Below are 23,850 nucleotides of genomic sequence, written 5' to 3'. Positions count from 1 at the left end.
TTCTCCCCACCACCTCCTATATCAAGTTATCAAAGAACTTCATATAGCTAGAAAAAAAGTTATGTACATAATCAAAAAAAGACAAACTCTCCAAGATGAAAAGTTTGTCCAAAACCGTGACCCCTTTGGTTCAACACTATAAAATTCAGTTCCGACAAGAATCTTTCTTTTTTCATATCCCACGATTTTTGCATCAATACTAACAATAGTGGATTAGAATAGTGACTTAATACTTGCTAGTACAGTAAGTATACCTATTATAATGACAAATACATTGCTCATCTTACCTCTATATTTAGCTAGTACAGGCACTTTACGAATTGCATACATTGGTAATAGACATAAGATAGCAGCAACTAGCGGACCACTAAGGGCATCAATGATTCCAAGAATACTTGGATTTGTATAAGCAACATACCAGCATGTTAATACGACAAAAGTAAGAATCATTGTCTTAACTGTTTTTTCTCCTATATCTTTCCCACGTTTTTTACCGGACTTGATAATCATGTCACGCATTACCTCATACGCTCCTATATAATGGCCAAGGAAAGACTTTGTAATAGCCACAAAGGCAATGATAGGAGCTGCAATAGTGATTACTGGCGAATTAAGCTCATTAGCAAGATATGATAGGATTGACAAGTTCTGTTCTTTTGCTACCTTAAGATCATCTGGAGTCAAACTTAAGGTACTGCTCCAAACAAAGAACATAACAACAGCAAATGTCATGATATAACAAACTTTTTGTATTTGAGCACACTTAGCATCAGTAGCTTCTATTCCATACGTAGCTCTCTGTTTCATAACAAATGACGAAATCATAGGCGAATGATTAAACGAGAATACGATAATTGGAAGTATCATCCATATCTTTCCTAAATATCCTGTTCCTGCTGAGGCAGTAGGAACACTTGTAAAACTAAGCATTGACGTATTCCACTGTGGAATCAAAGATATTGCGATAAAAAGTAGAGAAACTATGAATGGATACACTAGCATGCTCATGATCTTTACAGTTATATCTTGACCAAAATTTAGTATAGCGATAAGACCGAGTACTAAGACAAGCGATAAAATGGCCCTTGGAGGCTCCTGCATGTGCAATTGATGCACGATAAAACTACTAGCGGTATTTGTAAGTGCGACCGAGTACATCAGCACGATCGTATAAATGGAGACAAAATATACAATGTTAAAAATGATACTTGCCTTATCTCCAAAATACTCTCTTATAGTACCTGTAATCCCCTCATCGGCAGAGTTCGAAGCATAAATCATTTTAGCAAGCGCTCTATGTGAATAATACATAACAGGATAGGCAAGTATGGTAATTAACAGCAATGATAATAAACCACCTGAACCTGCATTAATCGGTAAAAAAAGTACCCCTGCTCCAATTGCTGTTCCAAAAAGGCTCAATGCCCAGGTAGTATCCTGTTTATGCCATTTTTTAGGGTCTAGATAATTCTCATTTTTTACTGCAGTATTATCAGCTTGAAATTCTATGTTTTTTGCAGTATTCCCATTCATATAATAATTCCTCCTTGTGTCCTATTCTCAATTCTCTATTTAAGGTATAGGAATATAGACCGTTCTTGAAAAATGAATTGCTTATATAGTGCACCACAACGAATATTCCTCTTCTAAATTAATCAAAATCAAAAAATTAGCGAAGCATCAACCTGAAGGTTTTTTTACCACTTACAAAATATTTTAATTATATAGTAATATATTTTATTGATAATTCCCCCAACATACAGACATCCTTAGGCGAACTATAGAGTACATATTGTTAAACATTTCACAATATACTCGATAGCTGTTTATTGATTTGATTGTTTCTCCCCAAAGATTTTATTTTTAATGGCAATCCCTGTAGGTGTAGCTGCAATTCCGCCTAAACCTGTCTCTCTTAACTCACGAGGCATCTGTCTTCCAACCCTATACATTGCTTCAATAACTTCGTCAGCATTGATGATATTGTTTACGCCGGCTAATGCGATGTCTGCTGCTGCTAAAGCATTTGTCGCTCCAATAGCGTTTCTCTTTACACAAGGAATTTCTACCAAACCAGCGACCGGATCACAAACTAAACCGAGTAAATTTTGTAATGCGGTCGAAAAAGCTTCAGAAGATTGCTGTGGCGTTCCACCCGCAGCTTCTACCGCAGCTGCAGCCGCCATCGCTGAGGCACTTCCTACTTCAGCTTGACATCCTCCGTACGCTCCTGAAATACAAGCGTTGTTTGCGACTATCGTTCCATATAACGCTGAAGTGAATAGAAAATGAATCATATCTTCATGACTTAACTGCAACGTATCTTTAATACTAAATAGGACTCCCGGAATCGTCCCACTCGCACCTGCTGTTGGAGTTGCACAAATAGCTCCTAATGCAGCATTTACTTCATTAACACCGATAGCACTTTGAATCCCTAACACCATCAAATCTCCAGAAAGAGTTTTCCTATTTTCTCGATAGTTTTTAAGTTTTACGGCATCCCCTCCGGTTAACCCGGTTGGAGAAAATACACCGTCGCCTTCGATACTTTTATTTATTGCATGTTGCATAGTCGCTAAATTTCGTTCCATTTTACTCCAAACTTCTTCATAAGAAGTTTTAGTTTGTTTGATTTCCTGTTCGATTGCTAATTCATAAATTGGCTTTTGGCTTTTATTAGCTGCATCCACAATTTCTTTTATGGACATATACATATTTTTCACTCCTTAATATAACTAAAGAATAATAAGATTAGCTATATTGCCTAAATCTCCTAATTCCTTCTGAACATTACCAGGCAATATCGAATCCAAAGCGAATGCATATAAATATTTTGTTTTATCTTCCAAACTATGAAAGCTGTTAATTTCCACATCATATTGTTTAAAGATCCTGCGTAAAACAAATTCAAAGTCAGCTCTTTCCGAAATCGCAATAACAACTGGCAATGGCCCCTGCAGATCTAAGCTAAATCCATCGATTTCAACATGTTTGACTTCAATCAACCCACCACCGACCGAAATACCCATCGTTCTAATACTTCGACTTTCATCCTCTACATATACATCTGCCGTATTTGGATGACCAGCAGGACTATTACCCGATTTTTCAATAAAGGTAATGTCAATTCCCTTAGACTCTGCTATTTTAATGGCATCTAGCACTTTGCTATCATCGGCAGCAAAGCCTAATATACCAGCAATAATTGCAAAATCAGTTCCGTGACCTTTATGGGTTTCAGCAAATGATTCATAATACTTTACCACAACTTTTTTGGGAAGACCTTGAAATAATCTATTAGCAACTGTTCCAATAGCCAAAGCACCTGCAGTATGTGAACTTGAAGGACCTATCATTATGGGCCCAATCACATCAAAACAACTTTTGTATTTAACAATCTTTTTTTCTTTAATAGATGCTACATTCATGTTCATATAAACACCCCCATAATTTATTATTTTTAATTACTGTTGAATCTAAGTTATTGGAATGACCAATTCAAAATAAAATTCATTTGATAACGCTTTCTTTATAAGGTTGAATAAACTTCCCTTCTGATCCACTACCCTCCGTATGGTAATCATAGCAGTATGTCCAATTTTTAAAAATCACTGGCAAGTTCTTTAGAATTTTTAAACCCAAACGAGGTTTGGTATTTTCTCTAGAGGTATTGAATTATGTCTCGACGCCCTCATTATAACTTGTATATTTATAAGTTTAATCTTTTTTTATTTTTAGAAAGATTGAATAGACAGAATTTTGAATAGGTAATAAATTACACTTAGTATGTAGCAATTGTGTCCTTTGTTTGAAGCTGTATTAGTTAGTAAAAAAACAAAAATAACACAGAGTTCCTTTCATAAACACATTGATTATATTGGAAAATCATTATAAAGATACTTATATTGGCCTTTGTTTGAACATCTTATTTTGGACGGGAAACCTGTTGCAATAAATGATTAATGTAGATGGAAAGGAATACATGAATGAACCATAAAGTAATTTATGTATATTAATTAATGATTACTCATTAATATTTATTATCAGAAAAGAAGAACTTCTTTTGTAAATCTTTATATAAAGTAATACTATAAAAGATAAGTTTCAAATAACACTAGGGATCCCTAGTGTTATCTATTTTATACTGTTTTTATATGAAAAATCCTCTTCAAAATGCAAAAAAAGGGCAATTTCAGCCCTTTTTTATTTATAAATCCTCTATATCATATTCAGTATATCCCTCATAATAGTAACTAATATCAATGCCTTTCATGAATACTTCACGGCTATTAATTTTATCTACTAGTGCATTTTTGAGTAAATACTTAATTTCAATATCTTTAATCGGGCTGCGTTCCATTGCCAGTAAATAGTCTTCTTTATCAATCCTATTCCAGTCAACCACCTGTTGAATTTCATTCTTAAAGATTAAATCTAACCATATTCTAGTCGCTCTACCGTTTCCTTCTCTAAAAGGATGGGCAATGTTCATTTCAACATACTTTTCAACGATTTCATCAAAGGTTGTTTGTGGCATAGTGTTTATATGTTCTAGTGAATGGCTTAGATACATAACAGGAGCAAATCGAAAGTTTCCCTTCGCTATGTTAACCTTTCGAATCTTTCCAGCAAAGAAATAAATATCTTCAAATAGATAATTATGAATGTCAGAAAGACCCTTAAATGTGCCAACTTCTATGTGGTTTATTTCTCCTGAATCATATAAATCTTTGGCTTTCATTTTTGATAGTCGTTCTTCCACTCGATTCAATTCCAACTGATTTTTGATACCTAATTTATTTTCTAGCACGGTCATTCTCCTCTTTTTCTGCCATTAATTCTTTTAGCATATCCAAATCTTCTTGTGTGGCTAAATTCTTGATGAAACTTCTAGCCATAGTTTTATAATTAAGGTACTTCGCTTGTACTGGATTACGTTTTTTATAGTTTTTTGTGGCTTCATTTTGCGCCTTGCTGTATGCCATTCTCTCCCTCACTTTTAAGTATATAAGCATATTATATATGACTTAGTAATATATTCAAGCGAAAGAAAAGCTAGTGCCGAAGCCCTAGTCTAACACTATACCAAATATATAGTTTTAAATTTTATCATTTCACAATATTTATCTTTTTAGAATAATCTCTCATATGTAATCAAGATTTTTCACTCTCTGTAAAAAGTGATTTATGTTCTACTGGAGAAGAAAGCACCATTAAGGTTGTAGGCTTTCCATACTCTAAGCACAAATTAATATAGTCTTCGAGTGTATGTACTGATTCTGTCACTACCTTTGTTAAATAACTATATAAACCGGCAATACGATGGCATTCGACTACATCTGGATGTTCCATTGCAAATTTTTTATAGTTGTTGCAATCTCTTGGTTCCATTAAAACAAACGCGGTAATATGTTTTTTTAATTCTTTCGGATTAACAATCGTACGATAACTTATAATGACACCCTGTTCCTCTAGTCTTCTGACCCGCTCTGTAACAGAAGGGGAACTCAAACCTACCAGCTTTCCTATTTCAACCATACTTAAACGTGCATTTTCCTGAAGATGTGAAAGAATCTTTAAATCTGTTTGATCCATTAATGTATCTCTCCTTGATTAATTAAGAATACAATTAATAATTCTTAAATTTTTTAAGAAAATTATAATTAATACATAAATTATAGCATGTTATCTTTTTTTAAAACTTTATATAATTGATATCAATTAACGAAAGAGAGGCTGAATATCTTGACACAACAATCATTGAAACGTTCAATTACTTGGGTACAAGGGACTGCATTAACCATAGGAGCTGTGTTGGGTTGTGGAATTCTTATATTACCCTCAATTACTGCAAATAGCGCTGGACCAGCTTCGCTTTTATCTTGGGTTATCATGTCTATATTAGCTTTTCCCATTGTCGCAACTCTGGCGCGTCTTGCTAAAATGATTCCTAGCGCAGGAGGAATTACAGCTTATGTTCAAATGGCATTTAATGCAAATACGAGTGCCATCCTAGGGTGGATTATGTTAGGATCTATTCCTATTGGAGTACCTATTATCGCTTTAACAGGTGCCCAATATATTGACTATGTTTTTCCAATAAGTAATGCAGGGGTTATAGGCATAGCGGCATTAATTTTGATTACTTCTTTACTCTTACATATTAAAGGAATTGAGTTATCATCAAAAGTAAGTGTGTTTGTCATTTGTATAATTTCACTTTTAGTAATTGTGGCTGTTGTCGTTTCTATCCCCTATGTAAAATTAAGTTCTTTTACACCTTTTGTACCAAACGGATGGTCTTCTGTTGGAGCTTCTTCTGTAATTATCTTTTTCTCATTTGTAGGATGGGAGATGATAACACCATTAGCTGAAGAGTTTAAAAGACCTGCTAAAGATATTTCCATTAGTCTATTTTTAGGGGCAATTTGTATCTCAATTATGTACATTACAATATCTTTTGTAACAATAGGGACTCACTCATATGGTGATAAGAACCAGATAGCTTCCCTTAGTATTCTAATATCAAAAGGATTAGGACCAATAGGTACATATATAACCACTATTTTAGCAATTTTCATTTCGTTTAGTGCTGTACATGCTAACATTGCAGGTTTTTCAAGAATGATTTACGCTCAGGCTAGAGAAGGACATTTCCCTTCCTTCTTTGCTAAATTACATTCTAAATTCCAAACTCCAACAAGGGTTTTACTAGTTTTAGGCGGAATTTTTAGTTGTATTTTAATTTTTCATGGTATAGCACGACCAAATTTAGAGATGCTTCTAAAAGGCCCTAGTGTAATTTTTATTACCTCGTATATTTTTACAATGCTAGCTGCTCTTAAGTTATTAAAAGTTCAAGATATAGGTTGGTGGATGGCCTTCCTATCTTTAGTTATATGTATTTTTGTATACTCATTTAGTTGTTGGGCGATTTTCTATCCAGTAATCTTATCATTCATAGGTGGGATCTATATACTTATGAATAAAAAGTCAAGCACTGTAATCAATCATCAATTAGATACACCTAATGAAAAATAGTTTCATAATCTCTATAGACTAATTCTACAATCTTGATAATGTTATTAACACTATCAAGATTGGAATAGATATAAATTCTGCTAACTTATAATTAGCTCAAATTAACTTTATGAAATATGAATAATTATGTGTATTTAAGAAAAAAACTAGGATAACTTTTTAAAATCATCCTGTTTTTTCTGTATAAAATGAATTTCGTTATTTTTATTTATTTCCCTAATTTATATATTTCTTCACAATAAATAAACAAACATATACATTGTTTAATTATGTAAAAAATACATAATTAAACACCCCTATATACTACATAAAATTCAAACCAGCATATCAGCGAAAGTAGATCCAACGTTGTTTTTACGCTTCATATGCTTTTCTAAATATATTTTAGTTGTTTGAATATTTTCATGGCCAAGTGTTTGCATTAAATGATATAAATCTGCATTCCCTTGCTCTACTGCCATAATTGCAAAAGCATGACGGAATGTATGCGCCGTTACTGGATTTTCACGATACAGTAGAAACTCTAAGTTTGTTTTTTTTATCATATCTGTTACTTGATTCGATAATGTTTTAGAGTTATAAGTATTTCCTCTTTGATTTATAAATACCGGACTCTCATCCCCTTTATCCAATACAGTTTGGCATCCTCTTCTTAGCCTCATTTCACAAATACATTGATATAAATGTTCCGAAATAAAAAGTTCACGCACTTTATCCCCTTTTCCAGTGACTTTTAACCAATACTTTCCGTCATAATGTAAATCTTTCACTCTCGCGGTGCACAATTCTTGAATTCTTGCACCAGTACTTGCTAGAGCCAGTAAAATTGTATAGTTTACTAAATGTCCTCTTTCTTTATAAAATCCTAAAATTTTCATAACCTCATCATAGGATAGATCCCGATTTGGCCGATCCTGCGCATTCACATTTGCGCGCTGTAGTTCCTCATGAAGGGGCTTTTCAATATAAGAAAATACATGTAGATGTTTTAGAAAAGAACGAATGAGCACTGTTTTCTTTGCAAGTGTCGCGACTGCATACGTGTCACCATTCCTACCGTTCTCTACCCGTTTCAACCACGAATTGTATTTACGTATATGCCAAGGTTGCAATGTTTTCAATAAAGAGTCCTTTTGCTTTACCTCTTCCCCATCCAATTCAAATTCTTCTGCATGCTGCACCATGCACTGACAAAATGATAAGATTTCTGAGATATAGCTCTTTTTCGTATCCTCTTTTCTATTCTTCTTCTCATCCATATCTTTTTGTAAATGTACGAAATGATAAATGACTTCTATGTCACTTAAATACGTATATTTACCCTTTCCTTCTTTTTCTGCAACCTCCATCTTATCTTCCACCATATCTACATAACTGTTGTTATATAGATATGGAACGATATCTTTTATATTCTCTACATATGTATCCATATACTCACTTTGATTGTTTATAATTAATAAATTTTCTTTTACATTTTTTTTATTCATATTTCGAATTCACCTCTCCTATAGAAGATTATGAATATAATTCTCTTTATTACCTATAATTATTATTTTATTTTACTTCTATTAATTATACAAATGATAATTCATTTTCCTTCTGTAAGAACGCTACATTCTTCTTCATTTACTTATATTTATATTTTTTTATAATTTATTAATAAATAGATATCATTTAAAAGTGAATTATTTAAAATTCAAAGTGATTCTATAATAAAAATAACTATAAAAACCCATTAACATATAAAGTGAATGAAAAATATCTTAAAACCATAACTATGAATATAATATTTAATAAAATCTATTTCTTATTTTAAATATAAATCAGATTCTGATATGATATATACATACCTAAAATATTAGCAAACGATAGTTATGGAGGTGTCCTTTCATGACACAAGATTTATTTTTCATTACAAAACCTACTGTAACGACAAAACAGGCAGCCGACTTATTAGGAGTAACGGTACAAACAATTTTAAAAAAAGAAAAAGATGGATTAATAGAATGTGTATATAAAGATAACTGGAAGCAATTCGGTAGTAAGATTTTCTATTTAGAGGATATTGAACGTTTAAAAAATAAAAATGAGGTTAAAGGTCTTAGCACGAAAGAAGTAGCTGAAATTCTTAATGTTGCACCATCTACTATCTTTACGTACATTAAATCTGGAAAATTACCCGCAACAATGGTAGAAAAACGTGGAAAACAAGTATATATTATTGATGAGGAAGATCTAGAGATTTTTATGCTTGATTATGAAAAAACTAAAACAAAAGAGCGAAAAACATTTATTACTAAGATTCAAGATGAAGATATATATTTATATCAATTATTAAAGCATCTACATACCGGAAAAACCGCTAGGGTAATAGAGATTAATGGTGGAGACGGCAAGATTCTTACAGAGGACGAAGAAATTTTTCCTCTATCCACTTATAAGGAACACGATTACTCCTTTGAACCTTTCAATAAAAAAGCGGTGATTACAAAACGAGGGTATTTATCTTTTTCATTTAAAAAACCTCAACTATTTAATTCTATCACTTATAATCTAATAAATTTATTTTATAAAGAGCTAGGTGTTACAAATATGCGATTAAGTAATTCATCAGATACTATCAGATTAGAAATTAAACCTTTTGTACTACAAGTAGATCCATTGCAGTTTCAAGAGGAAATTAAATACTTACATTCTCATATGAAATCCGGCACGATACTTCCACATGTAGAAGGAATTTACTTTAAAAGTAATGTAGAGCCATTAACTTTTCATGTGGATCATCAATTCAAGCAAAAAGTAGTTCAGATGGCAGCCGGTGCTGGTATGGGACAGGAAGAATTCTTATTGCAAGCTGTAAAATCTTATATAAGAAATTTAGAAAAACATTAGATTTCTTATAAATTAGAAGAAGCGTAGAATGGTTTAATTTCTACGCTTCTTAAATTATTCTATTCTGTGGGAGCGTCATGGTCCGCGACATTCTTGTTTCCTCATTTTGGTTCTTATTATCCAAATTGCCCACGCATTTTATTCCCAATGGGTGCACCTGTCTTCTTTTCTGTGTACACCTTTTCTGTCTTATTGGTATCTGTTCTTCTATGATTTTATAGTATTAACACTTACATCATATTTCTCAGCTACATCCTTATACTTCATACCTTACATTTTATCTTCTTGAGCTAATTGTATCTCTGTTTTAATTCATATCATCTAACATCTTCTATATAATAGGAAGAAACTTGTTATACATGCTCTTTATAGTAAGTTCCTTTGCAAATCTTTTTATATAAATTCACAATAAAACAGAAAATTGCAACATTTTAGATTGAAGTGGAAATTTTAAGCGCAAAGTATATATTTATATTCCGTAAATATACAATTCAAATAAAATAAAAACGGATTGATAATTAGCTGGATTCTTCTTTATTTATTTTTACTTACCAGCCCATTTGGATATAATTGGATAATGAAACTCTTTCCCTTGCAATACATATATAATCCCTTTAAAAGGCCCAAAAACTAATAAAATAACTATGATTATATATAATGGTGCTGTCCACAATATCATTGACAAACTACTCTCATTCATATCGAAATGAAACATAGAAAACATTAAAATCCTTATTATAAAAGTATTCCAGATCAATACAATAATCCATGTGAATAGCTGATAAATACCTGTTTCAATAGCTACTATACGAAGTTCTTTAGATTTGAATATAAAATAAAAAATGAATGGGACAAAGAAAATTGTAATGCCTAAAAAAGTAAGAATCATGAAAGATACTAAAGTAATAGTATGCATCATTAATTTTAGTTTTTTTTCTTGAGTTAAGTTCAATTAAACGCCTCCTAGATATAGATTCGCTTTTCTTAAAGCTAAGAATATTATTTTTTACATAGCAATTGTGGATATAGCTTGTTTATAAATTAATTGTTGTTTTCCATTAACAATCATTAGAACAGTAAAACGGTCTAATCCAACAATTTGTCCTGGTATTCTAACTCCACTTTTTAAAACCAGAGTAATGTTCTTTTTTTCTCTTTTTAGTTGTTCATAGTTTTCTTCTTGTAAATCCCCTATTTTACCCATCCCCTTTATTGTTAATATATATATATCTTACCACATTAGAATTGAAAAACTGCCTTGGTACATATTTCGCAAGAAGTCTATCCAAAACAAACAATACATTATCCATTTAGTGGATTAATTCAATATAAGATTTAAATGTATACTAATTTTTATTCTGTTGTGTTTTTTATAAATTAATGCGATACGTGAAATTTTAAATGTTAGCTTAATTGGCATGGAGTCATCATATAAAAAAGAAAATTGTACATTTCGACAACATTGGGACGCAAATTAATTTGTTACTTGTGCGTTAAGTTTCAAAATTAATTATTAAAACCGAGTTTTTAGTAGTGTATATAGCCTATAATAAAAAAAGAATCCCCTTCAATTAGCCCTTTTAAAGGAGATTTTTTTCAATTTTTTTCTTTACTCGTTACTTATTTTCACCAATTTTTCTCCTTGTTCTAAAAGCGTGTCATAGTCATTGTTTTCTTTAATTTCTTTAATCTTATTTTCAATTGTAGACGTATTATTTATATTAAAGTACGCATTTAATACTTGATAGGGTGTCTTCCCTTGTTTGGTTGCACTATCTTCAATAGCTTCTTTCCATGGAATATTGGCTTTGTCCATGCTTAATTCAAGAGCTGAGCCAGTCTCATATCTCATATTCCGCTCTAAAAACCTTGGAGATTCTGCCTGTCCATTAGCAATAAAGTTGAACGCCTCCATAAAAGTAACATGATATGGCTTCTCTTTCTTTGCAAGTACCATAAGTTTCCCACCAGTTAACTTACTATAACGATACTCTAAGTATCGTGCTGAACCTTCTATTGCTTCCGTTTTTGTTTCTCCAATCAATTGTGGCCATTTTTTAAAGCGATAATTACGTACAACTGTCCAGTCATATAATGCTTGATTAATATTTTCTGGGTTCGTATCAACCATTGCTTTATCTAATAACTTAAATTCTAATCCCATTAATGCATAATTTTCTTTATTTATCGGATATTCGTGAATATACTCTCCACCATTTGAATCATATGTCCAATCTTTTTGTTTATAAGCATGAAAAGCCTCATGTAATAAGAAAGACGAAAAATCAAAATATAAATCTGGATTAACAAACATTTTAGGATAATATTTAAAATAAAATACATCCATATCGTTAATATTTATTGTCCCAAAGTTCCAAGGCATCCAGGTAGAAACAGTTCTAAAATCAAAACGAGTTAAGCGATAGACTTTAGGTAAATGCAAAGAATTTGGGACTTTTATTTCTTTTGCAAAAATACTATTTTCTACACCTTTTACATTAACTGCATAAGCTTCTTGTCTAAAGAATCCCCCATCTTTATTACTATGTATCAGTACTAATGGCTTTTTTTCGAAATGATAATCTTTATTCCAAAGTTTATCATTCGATTCTTCGAAACTCTTATAAATAGTAGATAGTTCTTTTAACATGTTTTGATCCGTTTCATTTAAAGACTTAAACTCTGTATGATATATTTTATTTACAATTATGCTTCCCAACATAATTCCTACAAATATCACCAATAAGATTAGAATTACTCTTAAAAACTTTCTCATCAGACACTCCTTTTCTATAATAATTCTTATTTTAAATAAGATTTACAAATTTGGAATCACTATACAAAGAGGCTTTGCCTTTTCAACGTACAATGAACTTCAGCAATTACCAGCTACTTCCTGAACATTATTCTTCATTAACCACCTGTTTATGCTTTTTTTAAAATTTGCAACAGAACTAAAAATTTCTTCCTATTACTTATTATCCATTATTGGCTGGAGTCTCTTCTGTATTCCTATCATTACTTGGTGGCGTTAGCGTTCCATGACCATCCCCATTGGTTGGTGGCGTTTTATTTCCTTGGTCACTCCCATTAGTTGCTGGCGTTTTATTTCCACGGTCACTTCCATTGGTTGGTGGCACTGTATTTCCACGGTCACTTCCATTGGTTGGTGGCACTGTATTTCCACGGTCACTCCCATTAGTTGCTGGCGTTTTATTTCCACGGTCACTCCCATTAGTTGCTGGCGCTGTATTTCCACGGTCACTTCCATTAGTTGGTGGTACTGTATTTCCACGGTCACTTCCATTAGTTACTGGCGTTTTATTTCCACGATCACTTCCATTAGTTAGCTCACTTTGCTTTTGCTCTTCTGGTTTCTTTAATTCTTCAGGTTTCTTTTGCTTTTCTTTTTGCTTATTTTCACTCGGCTGTTCAGTCGTATTTGCTATTATTGTATTTGGAGAAGAATCACGCTTCTCACCTTTAATACGTAATTCGCTACCTTCTTGAACTACACTGTTCGGCATTTTAAATCGCGACTTATCTGTAGCAAACTTACTCATCATTTCTTTAAAAATCAATTGAGCAATTTTCGTATTTTTACTACTAATATAATCATCTTTACTATCCTTTGTATATCCGGTCCATACAGCCATCGTATATTGTGGTGTATAACCAGCAAACCAACTATCACGGGTTGCACTTTCTGGTAAATTATATTGTGCTATTTGTTCTAAAGAATAGTTTGTTGTACCTGTTTTACCCGCTATATCTAAATAACCTATATTAGCTGTTGTACCCAAACCGGATGAAATAAAAGTACGAAGCATATCAGTAATCATATATGCTGTAGAATCTTTCATAACCCGTTTAGTTTTTTGTTCAAAGCTTTTTGACTTTCCATCTGGATAAACAACTTTCTTAACAAAATACGGCTTCGTATACTTACCCTCATTACCAAATGCCGCATAAGCACCTGCAATTTCAATTGGGGACGCTTCATTTGTACCAATCGCTGTTGATTCGGTCGGTGCAACATTAAATGTAATACCTAGCTTTTCAGAGAAACTCTTTGATTTATTAATTCCTACTTCTTTTGCAGTTTTTATTGCCGGGATATTTCGGGACGTCTTCAATGCATCACGCATTGTAATTGGTCCTAAATGCTTTCTATCTGCATTTCTAACTTCTTGTCCTGTTGAATACTTAAATGGAGAGTCATCAATTTGATGGTAAGTAGCCCATTTTAAATATTCAATTGCAGGAGCGTAATCAAAAATTGGTTTCATCGTTGAACCTGCTGAACGATTTAATTCAATTGCAATATTATGTCCTTTAAAAACAGCTTTATTTTCACCACGTCCGCTACCAATTGCACGGACCTCTCCTGTTTTCGTATCCATAAATGTGAATGCCCCTTGGAATTTCTCATTTGGATAATTAATAATATCTTTATTTAAAAGCTTGTCCGCAAAATCCTGTGCCTTTTGGTCTAATGTTGTATAAATTTCTAAACCTTCAGATCCAATATTAGCATCGGGCAATTCTTTTTCAACTTCTTTCACAACGGCGTCCATAAACGCAGGATATGGCATTTCTTTTTGTTCAGTTGCTTTCTTAAGTCCTTCTGTTACTGGAACTTTTGATGCTTCTTCCATTTCTTTTTTTGTAATATAACCATGTCGATTCATTAATTTAAGTACAACATTTCTTCTTTCTGTTGCCTTTTGAATATTTTGTTCTTTCGTTGGATCATAGTTATTAGGCGCTTTCATTAAGCCGGCAAGCATCGCAACTTCTGGTAGTGTTAAATCTTTTAATTCCTTACCATAATAATTTTGTACTGCTGTTGCGATTCCGTATGAACGATTTCCTAAGTAAACTTTATTTAAATACATTTCTAAAATTTCATGTTTCGAATACTGTTGTTCCAGCTTATACGCTAAATATATTTCTTGCGCCTTTCTCTTTGACGTTTTTTCCATCGATAAGAAATAATTTTTAATAACTTGCTGCGTAATCGTACTTCCACCTTGAGAGCCGTAATCCCCTTTTAGGCTGACTAAAACTGCACGTGCAGTACCTTTAAAGTCTACGCCACTGTGCTCGTAAAAACGTGCATCTTCTGTCGCTAAAAACGCATTTTCTACTAATTTAGGAATTTGACCATACATAATATTCGTTCGTTTTTCTTTCCCATATTCATATATTAATTTCCCATCTTTATCATAAATTTTTGAGGATAACGGATTAACAAGCTTTGTTTTCTCAAGTTTTGGCGCATCTTTGATCATAACGAAAAAAGTAGCAACTCCTGCGACTAACCCCACAATACCAAGTAATAAACAACTAATTAAAAACTTACGAAAAAATGATGTTTTGCCTTTTGGTTTTTGTTTTTTAGCAGCTGGCTGTTTTTTCTTTTTAACTCGTCGTCGATCCTCTCGAGAACGATAATTTTCTGACATGCTACTTTCTCCTGCCTTTCAATTCTCTTGTTGATTCACTTAAAATTATAGAGGTCACCTTCAGAAATATACTTATATTTTAAAAGTGTGCTAACCAGAAACAGTAAGTTTCCCCTAATGTATAGATTTTGAACTACCCCCACTTTCACTTCGTTTAGAAGTGAGGGATTCCTAAGTAAAGAGTTCTATCGAACTCTAATTGATTAGGCTAACCCCGCAGCCCTTGCGGTTAGAAGCCTTATCGCTTCATTCTTTATATTGATACTTGCGTTAATATCCCTATCATGGCGTGTACGACAAGAAGGACAGTCCCATTCACGTAGGTTTAGATTTTTAACGTCTTTATTTTGATATCCACAACACGAACATAATTGGCTGGAAGCAAATGTTTTCAATACGACAATGACTTGTTTGCCATACCATTTTGCTTTGTATTCCAACATGGATCGAAATTGCGACCAAGATACCTCACTAATTGCTTTTGCTAACTTATGATTCTTTAACATATTCGATACTTGCAAATCCTCTATACCGATAACATCGTGGTTTTTGATGATTTCAGTTGAAATTTTGTCCAAGTAATCTTTTCTAGCATTTGATATGTATTCATGAATTCTAGATACCTTTACTCGTTGTTTATTCCAGCAAGAAGATCCTTTCATTCTTCTAGAAAGAACACGCTGTGCTTTCGCCAACTTATCTTCTAATGATCGGAAAAACTTCGGATTTTCATAGTGCGTTCCATCTGACAAAATAGCGAAATCTTTTAGTCCTACATCTATTCCAATGTAAGAATGTGTTTTCGGAAGTTCTTGTACTTCTGTTTCAACTAATAGTGACACAAAATATCTACCAGAAGGGTTCCGTCTAACTGTAGCATTTACAATACGCCCCTCTACTTCACGACTTTTGGCAAATCGAACAAGGCCTAGTTTCGGCAACTTTATTTTGTTCCCTACAACGGCAATGTTTTCATTTGTTTGTTTTGTGGTATAAGATTGTACGTTGTTCTTCTTAGATTTAAAGCGCGGTGCGCTGTTTTGTTTTTTGAAAAAGCGCATATAGACATCCGCAAGGTTGCGAACAGACGACTGAATCGCAATACTACCCACTTCTTTTAGCCAAACAAACTCTTTCTTCATGGCAGGTAGTTTGGCAGAGCATGTACCATAGGTCAAGCCTTTTCCTGTCTCTGTGTATGCGTGATCCCATAAGGATAGGAAATGATTGAATACAAAGCGAGAACACCCAATCGTTTTGTTGATTAGAATTGCTTGTGCTTGATTTGGATAGATACGAAACTTATAGGCTTTATTAATTATTATTTGATTCACCTCCATTTCGGTATATGACTATTATATACCGAACGTACATTCGTTAGGTAGTGGAGTAACACTTTCTGTATGTCGAACAATTAAGATGGCTTACTGCCATCCCTTGTTCGAAGCCAATTCATTTCCCACCTACTCACTGGGCTGTGGCCCTTCACGCTTCTTGAGGAAGGAGTCTTCTTGGCTAAAATGAGAATAACTTAGATTAACTCTCGATCTAACTATTTCCTCTCTATTTTTTATAATAATGCTGCCCTTAAAGTAAGAATATTGTTTGCTGTTCATCATCTTTTGTTATATACCCTAAATATTAGATATTACTTTGTTTAATAACCAGTCTAGAACAATGGTTCATGTTAACATAATCAGCATGAATAGAATGTAAAAAGAATCGACCTCTAATTTTATCCTAGCTTTTGAGCATCATAGGATTACATTTAATAGACAATTTAAATAATAAATTTGTTCCACTTTAAAATGAGAAAGAAATTTGAGTTTGTATAGTAACGGAGCAGAAACGTTAATAGGGATACAGCAACGAAAAATGAAATTTCATAGAAAATCCACTCTTAGCTTGATAGACATGTAATGCCATCAATATTTTTGAACATTACTATGCTAAGCAAAAAAGCTCACTTTTCATCTTTTTTCGGATAAGAAGTGAGTTTTTTCGTTTTGGTGTATTTATTTTTCTTAACTTGATGGTGGGCGATTTCTAACCATATAGACGGAATTTTTTACTTTTCTTTAATATTCACAAAATTGACAGTTCTTTTTTCCTCAGTACCTAAAGCCGTATTCAATTTATCTATTTCCTTACTTAATTCTGGTTCTTTCCCCTGATTGACTAAATTAAGATTCCCAAAAGATTTATTAAAAGATAGAAATTGTCTTGTTTTTTCTTTCCCATTTATTTCTTTAAATAAAGTATCATCTACAATTAATAGCATTACGTTGGATCCACCACGATATGGAGATAGCCATACATCCCCTTTATATTGAACATTCATTTTTTTCTGATCAAATGTTAGTTCTTTCAAGTCTTTATATTCTTTATTTGCAAATAAGATAGTTTCACCTTTTTTTGATTTTGGTAATGAATCCACAGGATCTGAAGATATGTCCCCCTGATTATTATCTCTTTCAAGTATAAGCCCCTTTTTGACCATTTTTTCAGCAGTTGTTCTACTAATAAATAGTAAATTACTAGTAGCAGTATCCATAGAATCCCCAAATTTAGTCGGTAGCTTTATGTCAAGCTTATTATTATCTATAGTCCCTTCTTTTAATTGATATAAGTCTTGTGAGGTTGTTATATCTTTGTATGAGTCAATTATAGAATTTCTTGTTTGTTCATTTAACTGCTCTACCTCTATTGAAAGACCATTTGCTGGAGAGTCTTTTGTACCAAATAATGAACATGCTCCTAACATGGTAATCGAAATACTTGCTACTATTAATAATCCAATTCTTTTTTTCAATCTATATTCTCCTTCTTTTAATTATATTTAAATCAAAAAATCGTTTTATACATTTTTTTCAAGTATTGAGATCGAACAAAGTAAAAGTATATAATTTGCAAAACTAAGAAACAAACCAATACTATAACGGAAATACCCAAGATTGAGAAATCAGCCAACTTTTGCAAGGCCATAAAAGCAACGACACTATGTGTAATTGCTATTACAATGGGTAAAAAGAATAGTAATACAAGTTGACGTGACACAATTTTCTTTAATTCGAGTTTACTTAAACCAACTTTTGCTATCATTTTATATTGTTGCTGATTTCGTTCTAAGTCTGTGTATAATCGGAAATATAAAAAGCTTGCAGCAAACGTAAAGAAAACAATGCCTATTAATACACTCATGATAGATGCAAGTCCAAAACTTTGCTTCATCACTATCCATTTAAGAATTAAAGTCGAAAATGTATATTTTCCGTTGTCTACTATATCCTCAATTTTACTTGTATTATCTTTCTGAAAAGCAGCTAAAAGATTTTCCGCAACTTTTTTTGTTTTCTCCCAATCTTTCACAATAAAACCATTGATAGTGGTTTCAAAATAGTGATTCTCTGGATCTGCTATCATTTGATTATATACAGCGTCTGGTACAATAATTATCGTTACCATTGTATCTTGTAATTCTTTCGGAGTAAGTATTTTATTTACATGCATATCTTTTTTCATATCTCTATACAACAATTGAAGGTTATTTTGATTTGATTTTGTATTAGCAACTTTTCTTGAAGGTATGACAAGACTATCATTTTCATTTTTTAAGCTTTCTTTTTCAAAACCAAATGCCTTAGCTAACTTATTATAATCACTTAATTTTATAACGGTTGATAATATATTATTATCATAGAGAGTATCTCGACTTTGTTTTGTTGAATAAGCTACTTGCTTGAATTTAAACCTACCATTATTGAGTTCGCTTTCTATTTTTTTTAGATGCTCTTTTTCTAAAGGATTATTATTATAAGACTTATAAGAAAATGCAAAGGGACTATTCGATTCAGCCATAGCTGAGTTACCTAATCCCATACAAGTCCCCACTGCTGTGAAGGCAACGGCAGATATAATAGTAACCATAAAAAACATTTTTGCATTATCTTTTAATTGATACACTAAATCTGAAATGGTGAGTATGTTTGTTTTCTTAAAGAAAATATTTTCCCTTTTCTTTAATGCACGTAATACATACACACTAAGCTGTGTAAATAAGAAGTACGTTCCAAGTACAACAAAGCTCACCCCTGTCGCCATCATGAATAATACATATTTCACATCCTTGTAATGAATTGCGTTAACACTATGGAAAACAGCCGTATATCCTAATCCCATACAAATTAGTGCGAACAAAGATAGCCAAAGGGATGCTTTGGGTTCAGGTTTTGGCTTTTCTTCTGCTTTTATTAATTCTACTAATTGCTCTACATTTACTAGTCGAGAAGTGAAAAGTGAAATAAATAAAAATAATAAGAAGAAAGCTCCAAATGTTATTCCAATTGCTTTAAAGGGCATGTAAAATGGGAGTCCTTTATCAATCATTAACAGATGGTTGCTCATAATTAAGATAAACTTAGAGAACGCCATTCCAATTGTAATTCCTGTTAAAATCGAAGCGATACCAATTATTATATTTTCAATAAATACTAATTTGTTCAATTGTGAACGTGACATCCCATGTAGCATTAGAATTCCAAAATCTTTTTTTCTTGTTTTTAAAAATGCACTTACAGAATATAGGATAAAAAAGAATGAGAAGAAAAATATTAACCCCTGCGATATCTGTAATCCTGACTTTGCGAATGTATTTATTGTTACACTGCTGGCAGCAAGATCGCCTTGTAAATTAGGATGAAATGCAAGTAATGCATAAGTAAAGAAAATCATAATAGCAAACGTACTACTTAAAAAATGAGCCAAATATGTTCTTTTACTACGAATAACGTTATTAAATGCGAACTGTCGAAAAGTCATTTGCATTTCCTCCTAATAATGCTAAAACCTCTAGAATTTTTTGATAGAATACTTTGCGATTATCTCCACAATAAATCTCATTGTATAACTGTCCATCTTTGATAAACACAATTCGATCACAATAACTTGCAGCCATTGCATCATGTGTCACTAACATCATCGTTGTGCTATTTTCTTTATTAAGCTTTGTCAATAATTCCATCACATCACTAGCAGATTTTGAATCCAGATTTCCTGTAGGCTCATCCGCAAGTAATAATTTCGGATTATGAATAGTAGCACGTGCGATTGCAGTTCTTTGTGCCTGCCCACCAGAAATTTCATACGTACGTTTATCTAATATTTCAGTTATCCCTAGTTTTTTAGCAATAGCTTCTACTTTACCCTCCATTTCTCTAGGACTGACACCATCAAGCGTAAGTGGAAGAACAATATTTTCTTTCACTGTCAATGTATTAAGGAGATTAAATGATTGAAAAACAAACCCTAATTCTCGTCTTCGAAATAAAGACAGCTGATTTGGAGATAACAGATATGGATTTTCTCCATGAATTAATACTTCTCCTGATGTTGGAGCATCTATAGTAGACACCATATTTAATAGCGTTGTTTTACCACTCCCAGATGGTCCCATAATTCCTACAAATTCACCTTTGTTTATTTTTAAATCAATATGGGATAATGCTGTATAAGAAATTTTCCCAGGATAAACCTTCCCTAAATCTGAAACATGTAGTATCTCCACAAGTATTTCACCTTCCATTTCTCTTTTCGATACATGAAGTGTAACCTATATATAGTATGCCTCATATCGATTTCCCTAACATTTATCTAACAAGTTTGTAAGATTCAAAAGAAAAACCGATGAAAAGTATACCTTTCATCGGTTAACGAGATGCATACGGGAATATGATTCTAACTTTTGTTCCCTTACCCACCTCAGATTCTAGCTCAATCTCATGATTTAATTTTTCACATACTTCTTTAACAAGATATAATCCCATTCCCGTAGACTCTTTAAATTTCCTACCATTTTCTCCAGTATAAAATGGATTGAAAACACGTGGTAAATCAGCAGTAGGAATACCAACCCCATAATCTTTTACTTCCAAAATAATTGCTCGCCCTTTTGAACATGGCGATACTATTACTTTTTCTTTCTTACTGGATGAATATTTAATTGCATTTGACAGTACTTGATTGAGTATAAATCGAAACCATTTCTTATCTGTTTCTACAATAAGATTCGGATCTACTTTTACCTCTGGATACACATAACTACGTATAAATAGACGTTTATTTTCATGAATAGCAGAATCAATCATTCCTAATAACTGCAATCTGTCCACATGAAAATCCTGTTCAAATGTTTCTAAACGAGCAACATATAAGACCATTTCTAATCCTTTTTTGATTCTTTCCGTTTCTTCATTAATACTGTCAAATCGAGAGTCATCTGCATCTTGTGTAATTAACTCAATAACAGAAAGAGGTGTTTTCATTTGATGAACCCATTGATTCATAAAAGTCATTTGTTCTTGTTGTTTTCGTTCCCATTTTTTTAATTGGTTTTGATAATATTGATATTGAGTTTGTAGTAATGTTTCTAAGGCCATTGATAAGGGCGTCAAATCACTATCTTTTATTGATTCATTTAAAGCTTCCATTGGTGTTGATAGACGCTTGTAGAATGAACGATGACTATAATAACGATATATTAAATAACCCATTAATAAAAAAATACCCAAAAATACAGAATATAATGCTGTCAAAATATGTGGATAACCATCGAACCAATATATAAAAAGAATGATAAGCAATTGGGCAAATGTATAGCAAATGAGTGGAATATGTTCTTGTAAAAATAATTTCATTATTCCTTTCCTTCCTTCTCCCAAGTAGCATGTAAACGATATCCAGCACCACGAACTGTCTCCAGTGCATTTTCAATACCTAAATCTTGCAGTTTCCTTCTAATTCTACCTATATTTACACTCAATGTATTTTCGTCTATATATGAACTATCCCATAGTTGTTCTAAAATCACTTCACGTTTTACAAGGAGCGGAGACTTTGTTATTAATATTTCTAATAAAGTTGTTTCTTTTCTAGTAAGTAAAGTTGTCTTATCATTTAATTGAAGTTCCATTCTTTCTGGGAACAGGAATAATCCCGATTGCTCAACTATTCGTTCTTTTACTTTAGGAGCATATTCACCGTATGCTCTTCTGAGTTGACTACGGATTTTAGACATTACAACCTCATAATAAAAAGGTTTTGTAATGTAATCATCGCCACCATTTTCTAAAGCCATAACTTGATCCATCTCTCCACTCCTTGCAGACAAAAATATAATTGGACAAGTAGAAATAGCTCGTATTTGACGACACCAATAATAACCATCAAAATTAGGTAAATTTACATCTAATAGCACTACATCTGGTTTTACCTCTTGAAATATATCTAAGACATTTTCGAAATCCGCTATAATAACACTTTGGTATCCATATTTTTTAATATGAGTTCCCAATAATTCAGCAATTTTCATATCATCTTCTACAATCATGATTGTATTCATAACATACTCTCCTTTAATTTAGGCGCAATTTCTAAAGTCCATTTGTTATTTAATATTTTACTTATGTAAAAAAGATGATATCTTACCTACCCCCTTAAATGCAATAAGTATCCAATAAAGCGTATATTTGTTGTTACTTAATTAATAATTTCAATAGGGATTGTTTCTATCTTTTTTCTTTACTTAAGTAGATTCTTTTTAAAATACACAAAAAGACCATCACAGTATTGTGACGGATAAACGGGAAAATATTAATAACTAATTACTATTATTATTTATTTGTCACTTTTAAAGCTTCTAACACTATCTTTGTTGCTTCTGCAATAAGCTTATCACCGTATTTAGCATCCACTTTATCATGTTTAGAAAGTATCACAATTATTTGGTGACCAAACAATTGTGATATCATTTCGGGTTCCATAAGATTCCGAACAAGTCTTATCAGCTACTTCCCACCCTCCTGGAACTCCAGCACGAATTAAGTTGTCTCCCGTAGTATTCCTTTTCATCCAATCTATTAATAAATCCCGTTTCTCAGATGAAAGCACATCTCCTAGCGTAAAAACCTGAAGACTAGCAGCTAATGTCTTTTGGGTACTAGTATCATGGGTGTCTCCTGAATACACTTCGTTTAACTCTGGTTCAAAACGTTCAGTATTTTTAACGGTATCTCCTATTTCTCTCATTGATTTTTGGAATTCATTAGGCCCACCTAATTGTTTAAGAATAAGATTTTGTGCAGTATTATCACTTTATCGAAGGGTAGCATCTGCAAGATCTTTCAGAATCATACCTGTATCAACATACTTCAAAAATATAAACCCGTTAGGTTTATTTCATATGCAAAACTTTAAATTCCCTACATGTAGCCTAAAAAAAGAAATAACCTCTACTATAATTGATGTTGTATTTTCTTACCTTGATAGCGATGTGGCGGTCCCCCACATCCATCAACTTAAGGATTTAGACTATTTTTGAAGTTAAAAGCACGTTACTATTTTCTTATGTTAATGAGAAAGGGTGACGTGTTTTTTATGAATATGAATCAAA

19 protein-coding genes and 2 pseudogenes are annotated in these 23,850 nt (G+C 32.4%); 2 read left to right on the top strand and 19 right to left on the bottom strand.

Going from position 1 to position 23,850, the window contains the following annotated elements:
• Positions 1-213 precede the first annotated feature (213 nt).
• From ACS2CR_RS21940 to ACS2CR_RS21915, 6 genes are all read right to left on the bottom strand, one after another.
• The gene (locus tag ACS2CR_RS21940) at positions 214-1,533 is read right to left on the bottom strand and encodes an aromatic amino acid transport family protein (RefSeq protein WP_153602909.1); all 1,320 of its coding nucleotides are present in this window, start codon (positions 1,531-1,533) and stop codon (positions 214-216) included.
• Positions 1,534-1,826: 293 nt separating this feature from the next.
• On the bottom strand, positions 1,827-2,717 hold the full coding sequence (sdaAA, locus tag ACS2CR_RS21935; protein ID WP_016082851.1) for an L-serine ammonia-lyase, iron-sulfur-dependent, subunit alpha: 891 nt from the start codon (positions 2,715-2,717) through the stop codon (positions 1,827-1,829).
• 21 nt (positions 2,718-2,738) lie between these two features.
• Positions 2,739-3,437 (bottom strand): L-serine ammonia-lyase, iron-sulfur-dependent subunit beta, encoded by a 699-nt coding sequence (gene sdaAB / locus ACS2CR_RS21930; RefSeq protein ID WP_153602977.1) that lies wholly within the window; start codon positions 3,435-3,437, stop codon positions 2,739-2,741.
• A 773-nt stretch (positions 3,438-4,210) separates the two neighbouring features.
• Positions 4,211-4,819, bottom strand: coding sequence for a protein adenylyltransferase Fic (fic, locus tag ACS2CR_RS21925; protein ID WP_033690372.1), 609 nt, complete (start codon positions 4,817-4,819; stop codon positions 4,211-4,213).
• Entirely contained in the window at positions 4,800-4,988 is a 189-nt protein-coding gene (locus tag ACS2CR_RS21920) for a hypothetical protein (protein ID WP_016082849.1), read from the bottom strand. Before ACS2CR_RS21920 ends, fic begins: the two co-directional genes overlap by 20 nt.
• Positions 4,989-5,157: 169 nt before the next feature.
• Positions 5,158-5,598: an Lrp/AsnC family transcriptional regulator gene (locus ACS2CR_RS21915; RefSeq protein ID WP_153602979.1), complete on the bottom strand. Its 441-nt coding sequence runs from the start codon at positions 5,596-5,598 to the stop codon at positions 5,158-5,160.
• Positions 5,599-5,748: 150 nt separating this feature from the next.
• Here ACS2CR_RS21915 and ACS2CR_RS21910 point away from each other — a divergent pair, with 150 nt between their 5' ends.
• Positions 5,749-7,044 carry an APC family permease gene (locus tag ACS2CR_RS21910; protein ID WP_153602981.1) on the top strand — a complete coding sequence of 432 codons (1,296 nt, stop codon included), beginning with the start codon at positions 5,749-5,751 and terminating at the stop codon, positions 7,042-7,044.
• A gap of 314 nt (positions 7,045-7,358) precedes the next feature.
• Here ACS2CR_RS21910 and ACS2CR_RS21905 read toward each other — a convergent pair whose 3' ends face one another.
• A complete protein-coding gene (locus tag ACS2CR_RS21905; RefSeq protein ID WP_153602982.1) occupies positions 7,359-8,531 on the bottom strand; it encodes a tyrosine-type recombinase/integrase in 1,173 nt (390 codons plus the stop codon).
• A gap of 403 nt (positions 8,532-8,934) precedes the next feature.
• Between ACS2CR_RS21905 and ACS2CR_RS21900 the strand changes: the two genes are divergently transcribed.
• Positions 8,935-9,936 carry a helix-turn-helix domain-containing protein gene (locus ACS2CR_RS21900; RefSeq protein WP_016082846.1) on the top strand — a complete coding sequence of 334 codons (1,002 nt, stop codon included), beginning with the start codon at positions 8,935-8,937 and terminating at the stop codon, positions 9,934-9,936.
• A 137-nt stretch (positions 9,937-10,073) separates the two neighbouring features.
• On the opposite strand, the pseudogene ACS2CR_RS21895 reads toward ACS2CR_RS21900, so the two are convergent.
• The 12 genes and pseudogenes from ACS2CR_RS21895 to ACS2CR_RS21840 form a co-directional block, all read right to left on the bottom strand.
• A pseudogene (locus tag ACS2CR_RS21895) lies at positions 10,074-10,203 on the bottom strand (hypothetical protein); the annotation flags it as partial.
• A gap of 277 nt (positions 10,204-10,480) precedes the next feature.
• Positions 10,481-10,888 carry a hypothetical protein gene (locus ACS2CR_RS21890; RefSeq protein ID WP_153602983.1) on the bottom strand — a complete coding sequence of 136 codons (408 nt, stop codon included), beginning with the start codon at positions 10,886-10,888 and terminating at the stop codon, positions 10,481-10,483.
• 54 nt (positions 10,889-10,942) lie between these two features.
• Complete coding sequence (gene hfq / locus ACS2CR_RS21885; RefSeq protein WP_153602984.1) at positions 10,943-11,140, bottom strand: RNA chaperone Hfq; 198 nt, start codon at positions 11,138-11,140, stop codon at positions 10,943-10,945.
• 405 nt (positions 11,141-11,545) lie between these two features.
• Entirely contained in the window at positions 11,546-12,712 is a 1,167-nt protein-coding gene (locus tag ACS2CR_RS21880) for a hypothetical protein (protein WP_153602985.1), read from the bottom strand.
• Positions 12,713-12,914: 202 nt separating this feature from the next.
• Positions 12,915-15,404: a transglycosylase domain-containing protein gene (locus ACS2CR_RS21875; RefSeq protein WP_153602986.1), complete on the bottom strand. Its 2,490-nt coding sequence runs from the start codon at positions 15,402-15,404 to the stop codon at positions 12,915-12,917.
• 203 nt (positions 15,405-15,607) lie between these two features.
• Positions 15,608-16,744: an IS200/IS605 family element RNA-guided endonuclease TnpB gene (tnpB, locus tag ACS2CR_RS21870; RefSeq protein WP_325839043.1), complete on the bottom strand. Its 1,137-nt coding sequence runs from the start codon at positions 16,742-16,744 to the stop codon at positions 15,608-15,610.
• 728 nt (positions 16,745-17,472) lie between these two features.
• Positions 17,473-18,216 carry a lipoprotein BA_5634 family protein gene (locus ACS2CR_RS21865; RefSeq protein ID WP_153603099.1) on the bottom strand — a complete coding sequence of 248 codons (744 nt, stop codon included), beginning with the start codon at positions 18,214-18,216 and terminating at the stop codon, positions 17,473-17,475.
• Between the two features lie 32 nt (positions 18,217-18,248).
• Positions 18,249-20,222 (bottom strand): FtsX-like permease family protein, encoded by a 1,974-nt coding sequence (locus ACS2CR_RS21860; protein ID WP_153603098.1) that lies wholly within the window; start codon positions 20,220-20,222, stop codon positions 18,249-18,251.
• Positions 20,197-20,967, bottom strand: a complete 771-nt coding sequence (locus ACS2CR_RS21855; RefSeq protein WP_002108271.1) for an ABC transporter ATP-binding protein — start codon at positions 20,965-20,967, stop codon at positions 20,197-20,199. Before ACS2CR_RS21855 ends, ACS2CR_RS21860 begins: the two co-directional genes overlap by 26 nt.
• Positions 20,968-21,109: 142 nt before the next feature.
• The gene (locus tag ACS2CR_RS21850) at positions 21,110-22,096 is read right to left on the bottom strand and encodes a sensor histidine kinase (RefSeq protein ID WP_153603097.1); all 987 of its coding nucleotides are present in this window, start codon (positions 22,094-22,096) and stop codon (positions 21,110-21,112) included.
• Positions 22,096-22,800 carry a response regulator transcription factor gene (locus ACS2CR_RS21845; protein WP_016082835.1) on the bottom strand — a complete coding sequence of 235 codons (705 nt, stop codon included), beginning with the start codon at positions 22,798-22,800 and terminating at the stop codon, positions 22,096-22,098. The genes ACS2CR_RS21850 and ACS2CR_RS21845 overlap by 1 nt, the downstream gene beginning before the upstream one ends.
• 271 nt (positions 22,801-23,071) lie before the next feature.
• A pseudogene (locus ACS2CR_RS21840) lies at positions 23,072-23,609 on the bottom strand (serine hydrolase); the annotation flags it as partial.
• Positions 23,610-23,850 lie beyond the last annotated feature (241 nt).

The sequence above is a fragment of the Bacillus cereus group sp. BceL291 genome (assembly GCF_051776705.1).
Taxonomy (GTDB): domain Bacteria; phylum Bacillota; class Bacilli; order Bacillales; family Bacillaceae_G; genus Bacillus_A; species Bacillus_A cereus.
Note: the sequence above shows the minus strand (reverse complement) of the source record. Positions and strands in the feature narration are given on the sequence as shown.